Annotated in this window: 6 protein-coding genes; 2 read left to right on the top strand and 4 right to left on the bottom strand. The window is 73.5% G+C overall.

Translation table 11 applies throughout. The features are described 5' to 3' along the window. Positions 1–185: 185 nt before the first annotated feature. Together BHU15_RS04730 and BHU15_RS04725 are read right to left on the bottom strand one after the other, a co-directional pair. Positions 186–1574: a sensor histidine kinase gene (locus tag BHU15_RS04730; RefSeq protein WP_069626005.1), complete on the bottom strand. Its 1389-nt coding sequence runs from the start codon at positions 1572–1574 to the stop codon at positions 186–188. Next, positions 1571–2302: a response regulator transcription factor gene (locus BHU15_RS04725; protein WP_079127897.1), complete on the bottom strand. Its 732-nt coding sequence runs from the start codon at positions 2300–2302 to the stop codon at positions 1571–1573. The genes BHU15_RS04730 and BHU15_RS04725 overlap by 4 nt, the downstream gene beginning before the upstream one ends. Before the next feature lie 50 nt (positions 2303–2352). On the opposite strand from BHU15_RS04725, the gene BHU15_RS39990 reads away from it, so the two are divergent. After that, on the top strand, positions 2353–2925 hold the full coding sequence (locus BHU15_RS39990; RefSeq protein WP_069626003.1) for a hypothetical protein: 573 nt from the start codon (positions 2353–2355) through the stop codon (positions 2923–2925). 22 nt (positions 2926–2947) lie between these two features. Here the strand turns inward: BHU15_RS39990 and BHU15_RS04715 are convergent, their stop codons facing one another. Then, positions 2948–3832 carry a spermidine synthase gene (locus tag BHU15_RS04715; RefSeq protein WP_107422785.1) on the bottom strand — a complete coding sequence of 295 codons (885 nt, stop codon included), beginning with the start codon at positions 3830–3832 and terminating at the stop codon, positions 2948–2950. A 63-nt stretch (positions 3833–3895) separates the two neighbouring features. Then, positions 3896–4357: a hypothetical protein gene (locus BHU15_RS04710; RefSeq protein ID WP_171908312.1), complete on the bottom strand. Its 462-nt coding sequence runs from the start codon at positions 4355–4357 to the stop codon at positions 3896–3898. A 287-nt stretch (positions 4358–4644) separates the two neighbouring features. On the opposite strand from BHU15_RS04710, the gene BHU15_RS04705 reads away from it, so the two are divergent. Continuing rightward, on the top strand, positions 4645–6036 hold the full coding sequence (locus tag BHU15_RS04705) for an NsdA family TPR-like regulatory protein (RefSeq protein ID WP_069626002.1): 1392 nt from the start codon (positions 4645–4647) through the stop codon (positions 6034–6036). The last annotated feature ends 92 nt before the right edge of the window (positions 6037–6128 follow it).

The following is a 6128-nucleotide window of genomic DNA, read 5'->3' as shown; positions in this document are numbered from 1 at the left end:
CCCCCACCCGGCCGGGACGCGGGCGGGGTGGCGGCCGGTGGGGGACGGCAGCCGTGCGGTCGATGCGCTCAGCCGTACGTACGCTAGCCGCCCCGATCCGGACAAGTCGCCGATAGCGGGCGGGTGTTGATGTTCTTGAGGCCCCCTTAAGGAACCATTGGGCGCGGATTAATGCTCGGAGCTCCTCAATGCTCGGAGCGCCGGCGCCGCAGCCGGTGGCCCCGGCGTTCCCCGGCGGGCCGGGTGGCGCGCCGGCCGTCGAGCCCGATCCAGATCCGTACCTCCGTGCCGCCGAGCACGGAGCGCCCGATGCGTACGTCTCCGCCCGTCGACTCGGCGACCCGGCGCACGATGTCGAGCCCGAGCCCAGTCGAGCCGTCGCCGGCGCCGCTGTTGCCGCGTACGAGGGCCGCCTCGGGGTCCGCGATGCCGGGGCCCGCGTCCGAGACCAGGACGATCACGGCGTCCTCGGCGTGGTGGACGTCGACGGCGAATGCGGTGCCCTCCGGGGTGTGCCGGAAGACGTTGCCGAGCAACGCGTCGAGAGCGGCGGCCAGTTCGGGCCTGGCGACCGGTATGCGCACCGGGCGGCCGACCCCGGCCAGTCGTACCTCGCGGCCCTCGTCCTCGGCCAGCGCCGACCAGAAGCCCATGCGGGCGCGGATGACCTCGGAGACGTCGCAGCCCACGCCGGGGGCCGTCGCACGGGTCTGCGGCTTGGCCTTGCGGGCCGTACGGATGATGGTGTCGACCTCGCGCTCCAGCTGGGCGACGGCCGCGCGGGTCTGGTCGGCGGCCGGACTCTCGCCCAGCGAGGCGGCGTTGAGGCGCAGCACGGTGAGCGGGGTGCGCAGCCGGTGGGAGAGGTCGGCGGCCAGTTCCCGTTCGTTGGCGAGGAGTTGGACGACCTGGTCGGCCATAGAGTTGAAGGCGATGGCCGCCGACCGCAGCTCGGTGGGGCCCTTCTCCGGGACCCGGGCGCCGAGCCGGCCCTCGCCGAGGTCGTGGGCGGCGCCCGCGAGCCGCTGGGCGGGGCGGACCATCCGTACGCCGAGGCGGTCGGCCACGGCGACCGAGCCCACGATCAGCGCGACACCGACGCCCGCCAGGACCAGCCAGGCGGTGGTGACGCCGCCCAGCACCTCGTCCTCGGGGACGAACACCTCGATGATGGCGATCTTCCCGGTGGAGATCGCTATCGGCTGGAGGAGCGCGGAGCCGCCGCTGACCTCGGCGATGGACGCCCTGCCCAGCCGCTCGGTGGCCAGCAGGTCCCGCTGTGCGGCCCGGCGGGTGCCGATCTCCATGGGGACGCTGCCCGGCTCGCCGGAGGCCGGTACATGGACGGCCAGGTGTCCCGTGTCGCCGATGGGGCTGGACTCGACGGCCCACTCCAGCTGTTCGCGGCCCTGGGCGATGGAGAGCACGGGACCGAGGGTCGCCGCCTGCCGTTCGGCGTTGGAGAACGCCCGGTCCTTGGCCATCTCCTTGACGACGAGCCCGAGCGGTACGGCGAAGGCGAGCACGACCATCGCGGTCACCGCCAGCGAGACCCTGACGAGCGCCCATCTCATGACAAGGGCTCGTGGACGCCGGGGCCGGGCGCGGGGGTCAGTGGCGCCGGCGGCTCCAGTTTCACGCCGACGCCGCGCAGGGTGTGCAGATAGCGGGGCCGGGCCGCCGTCTCGCCCAACTTCCGTCGCAACCACGACAGATGGACGTCGATGGTCTGGTCGTCGCCGTACGACTGCTGCCACACCTCGGCGAGCAGCTCCTTGCGTCCGACGACAACTCCGGGCCGCCCGGCGAGAAAGGCGAGCAGATCGAACTCACGTCGCGTCAGATCGAGCCGCACACCGTCGAGTTCGGCCTGCCTGCGCAGCGCGTCGATGGCGAGGCCGCCGACCCGCATCACGCGCGAGGGCGGGTCGTCGGCGGTGGCGCGCGAGCGGCGGAGCACGGCGGCCATCCGGGCGGAGAGGTGTTCCACCGAGAACGGTTTGGTGAGGTAGTCGTCGGCGCCGTCGTTCAACAGCCGTACGATCTCCGCCTCGTCGTCGCGCGCGGTGGCGATGATGACCGGCACGTCGGTGATCCCGCGCAGCATCTTCAGCGCCTCCGATCCGTCGAGATCGGGCAGTCCGAGATCGAGGATGACCACGTCGAACCGGAAATGGGCGACCTCGCGCAGCGCCTCCAGCGCGGTGCCGACGCTGCGTACGGTGTGGGACGCGTCGGTCAAGTGCCTGATGAGGGCGGAGCGTACGAACTGGTCGTCCTCGACCACGAGCACACTTGGCATGGGCGGCACCGTACGCCATCGGGGGACACGCGCGGGGCGGGTGGTGCAGTATGGCCCCGATGCGCAGAGGACTCGTACATGCCATGGCGTGGACGCTGGCGACCGGGGCGGCGGTCACGCTGACCTGGTGGGGCGTCCACACGGTGGTGGTGGGCACGGTGTACGACCGGCCGCGCGCGCTGCCGATCACCGGGGAGAACGCGACGACGCAGCGCGCCCGCCCGCAGTCCTCCTCCACGAACCGCCCGCCGCCGTCGCCCTCGCCGTCTCCGTCTGCGTCGGCCACCGCGCCCCCGGAGCCGTCCACGTCCCCGGCCGGCACACCGCCCCGGACCCCGTCGGCGAAGCCGCCCGAGAAGGACCCACCGCCGGCGGACGCGGGCAAGGCCCCCGCCGGGGACGGCGATGTGCGCAGCTATCCGGTCGACGGCGGACGGGTCGTCCTCGATCTGGGCAGCCGGTCGGCCGAGTTGGTCTCGGCGACGCCGGAGGCCGGCTGGCAGATGCAGGTGTGGAAGCAGGACTTCTGGATCCGGGTGACGTTCACACGGGACGACCGGGAGATCTCGGTCTTCTGCACCTGGCACGACTCGGCGCCCCGGGTGCAGGTCGACGAGCGGTGAGTCCCCTCCCCGGCAGGGGAGTTCAGTCGAAGGAACCGGCCGGAGGTACGGGAGAGGGCTTGGCGTCCGCGTCGGTGACGGGCGCCGCGCCGCCCGTGAAGTCCGTGAGGGAGCGCCCGTGTTCGACCCGCCCCGGATGCGGATCGCTCGCGACCCGGCGCGTCAGCTCGGCGACCGGCAGCTCACGGTCGGAGGCGAGGAGTACGGCGTTGCCGAAGCGCCGGCCGCGCAGTACGGCGGGGTCGGCGGCGAGCGCCAGCTCCGGGAAGACGGTGGCGGCCGTGGCGATCTGGGACCGCAGATGCGCGAGTGGCGGCCCGTCTGCCAGGTTGGCCGCGTAACCGCCGCCCGCCTTGAGCACGCGCCGTACGTCGGCGAGGAATTCGGCGCTGGTGAGATGCGCCGGGGTGCGCGCCCCGTCGAACACGTCCGTGATCACCAGGTCCGCCCAGTCGTCCGGCACCTTGGCGAGTCCGGCCCGCGCGTCGGTGGAGCGGACCCGGATCCGGGCGCCCGGATCCAGCGGCAGTTCCCTGCGGACGAGTTGGACCAGCTGTGCGTCCAGCTCCACGATCTGCTGGGTGGACCGGGGGCGGGTCGCCGCGACGTAACGGGCGAGGGTGAAGGCGCCGCCGCCGAGGTGCACCACGTGCAGCGGGCGGCCCCCGGGCGCGACGAGGTCGGCGAAGTGGCCGAGTCTGCGCTGGTAGGAGAAGGCCAGCCGGTCCGGGGCCGCGAGGTCGACATGGGACTGCGGGGCGCCGTCGATCAGCAGCGTCCAGGCGCGGGAGTGCTCGCGGTCGGGCACCAACTCGGCGAGGCCACCGTCGACGGGCTGGGTGACGGTCTCGGGCCCGGCGGCGCCCCGGCCACGTCGCCTGCTCTTCGCCGCCGGATTCTTCGCCACCGGTCCATTATCGCCCGGCGGCGTGCACCGGCGCGCGTGCGGGCCCGGCGGGGATGACCTGCCCTACCGGTGGCCGTCCGCCGCCTCGATCAGCCGGGCCGCCTCACCCAGGGCCTCCCGCAGCACCGCCGGGTCCGTGAGGTCGGTGACCTCGCCGGTGCCGGAGTCCGGCGGCAGCAGCCAGCCGCCACCGGGGACGGGCGGCTCGGCCGGGACACGGAGCCCCCGCCCGGCCGTCTCCGTACACGCGCTGCCGGGCAGGTCCCAGGCAGCCGCCGTGCCGGGCGGCACCAGGAACCCGAGGTTGGCGCAGTTGTCGTCGAGGAGTACGGGCCCCACCGGCGGAGCCTCGCCCGCACCACGGCGCAGGATGTCGACGGCCTCCAGCCCCTGGCGGGCCGGCACGGTCACCAGGTCGCAGGGCACGGCGTGGGCCCCTTCGAAGGCGTCGGCGGGCGGCGGCTGGCCCGCCTCGGCCGTGGGCTTGTGCCGCGCAGTCGTCCATGAGCCGTCGCTGGTCTTCATACCGACCTCCAACTCCAAGAAGGGAGCCCCTGCTCGCCGAGTGGAGACACGTGGCGCGTCTCCGCATGGTTCAACGCGCGGCGGCGTCAACGGCTACGGCGGGAGTCCGCCGCAAAGGATGGCATTTCATGGCGGATCGTGGGTGAGATATCCGGTTTGTAGCCAAACCCTGTGTAGCCAACTCGTCACAACAGGTACCTTCTTGGACGCCGGAGCCCACGCGCCGGACCCCGCTCACCAGGTGAACCGGCACGCACGAACACGGTGTTCCCAGAGAGGTCTCGGCCATGGTGTCGACCCGGGCAGTTCCCAATCTCACCTTCCGCCGGCTGCGCGGCCGTCGCTCACCGGGCGAGTTCGCGGCGGCCGTCCGCAGGTCCGCGCGGGAGATCGGTGAACAAGTCGCGTGCGACGCACGTTATATCGGACGGGTGGAGGCCGGCGAGATCCGCTGTCCCAACTACGCCTACGAGCGTGTCTTCCTCCATATGTTCCCCGGCCTCACCCTGGCCGACCTGGGCTTCTCGACCCGCGAGAGCGTACGCGGCAGGGCGTCCAGAGCCCCGGCCGACGCCGGTCCCCCGCCGGCGCCGGCCCCTGTCACGAACCCGACCCCGATGTGCAGCGAAACCGGTGACATCAGCAAGGAGAGCGACGTGCGGCGTCGCGCATTCATGACGAACGGCACGGCCTCGATGGCGGCGGCCACACTCGGCCTCGGCATCGGCGCCGCGCCCGCCGCCGCCGTGCCGGGACCCCGGCGGGTGGGCGAGGCCGAGGTGGCCGCCCTGGAGGAGGCGGTACGCCGTATCCGGCTGCTGGACGACCGGCACGGCGCGGACGGCCTGTACCGGCGGGCGGCGCAGCCGCTGCGGACCGCGTACGCGCTCCTCGACGCGGGCACCGCGTCCCACGGCGCGACCGCCGACCGGCTGCACGCGAGCGCGGGCGAACTGGCCATCTCGGTGGGCTGGCTGGCGCACGACTCGGGCCGCTTCGACGACGCGCGGTCGCATTACGCGGAGGCGCTGGCGACCGCACGGGTGGCCGGTGACGCGGGACTTGAGGCGCACGCGTTCTGCAACACCTCGTTCCTGGCGCGGGACGCGGGCAGGCACCGCGAGGCGGTACGCGCGGCGCAGGCCGGCCGGCGCGCGGCACACGACCTCGCGTCACCGCGGCTGCTGTCGCTCCTCGCGCTGCGCGAGGCGGGCGGCTGGGCCGGGCTCGGGGACCGTAGGGGCTGCGAGCAGTCCCTCGGCCAGGCGCACACGTTCTTCGAGCGCGGTACGTCGGACAACGACCCCGAGTGGATGTCCTTCTTCGGCGAGCCCGAGCTGGAGGCGCTGGAGGCGCAGTGCCGCGCGGCGCTGGGCGACTGGTCGACGGCGGCCAGGCACGCGTACCGCGCCACGGTCCTCCAGGACCCGCACTTCACCCGCAATCTCGCGCTGTACCGGGCGGAGTTGGCCACGGACCTGGCACGCGCGGGCTTCGCGGACGAGGCCGCGGCGGCGGGTCACCAGGTGCTCGACCTGATGGACGAGGTCCAGTCGTCCCGGATCCAGGGCATGCTCGCGGCCATGGTGCGGGTGCTGCTGCCGAGGCGGCGTACGGCGGAGGTGGGCGGGTTCCTGGACCGCCACGCGTCGACGGCGGCGACGGCCCACCGGGGCTAGGGCGTGTCCGCGAAGTCCCGTCTGGCTCACGACGCCTGGCACGCACGCTCTCCCCCGTAACCCTTCGGGCACGGGAGGTGCCCCCTGCGTTG

Source organism: Streptomyces niveus (assembly GCF_001723055.1).
Taxonomy (GTDB): domain Bacteria; phylum Actinomycetota; class Actinomycetes; order Streptomycetales; family Streptomycetaceae; genus Streptomyces; species Streptomyces niveus.
The sequence above is the reverse complement of the archived record's forward strand: the minus strand, read 5'-3'. Positions and strand labels throughout refer to the sequence as shown.

Coding starts and splice junctions, on each gene's coding strand:
- BHU15_RS04730 (WP_069626005.1), bottom strand. CDS start 1,574: ATGAGATGGGCGCTCGTCAGGGTCTCGCTGGCGGTGACCGCGATGGTC.
- BHU15_RS04725 (WP_079127897.1), bottom strand. CDS start 2,302: ATGCCAAGTGTGCTCGTGGTCGAGGACGACCAGTTCGTACGCTCCGCC.
- BHU15_RS39990 (WP_069626003.1), top strand. CDS start 2,353: ATGGCCCCGATGCGCAGAGGACTCGTACATGCCATGGCGTGGACGCTG.
- BHU15_RS04710 (WP_171908312.1), bottom strand. CDS start 4,357: ATGAAGACCAGCGACGGCTCATGGACGACTGCGCGGCACAAGCCCACG.
- BHU15_RS04705 (WP_069626002.1), top strand. CDS start 4,645: ATGGTGTCGACCCGGGCAGTTCCCAATCTCACCTTCCGCCGGCTGCGC.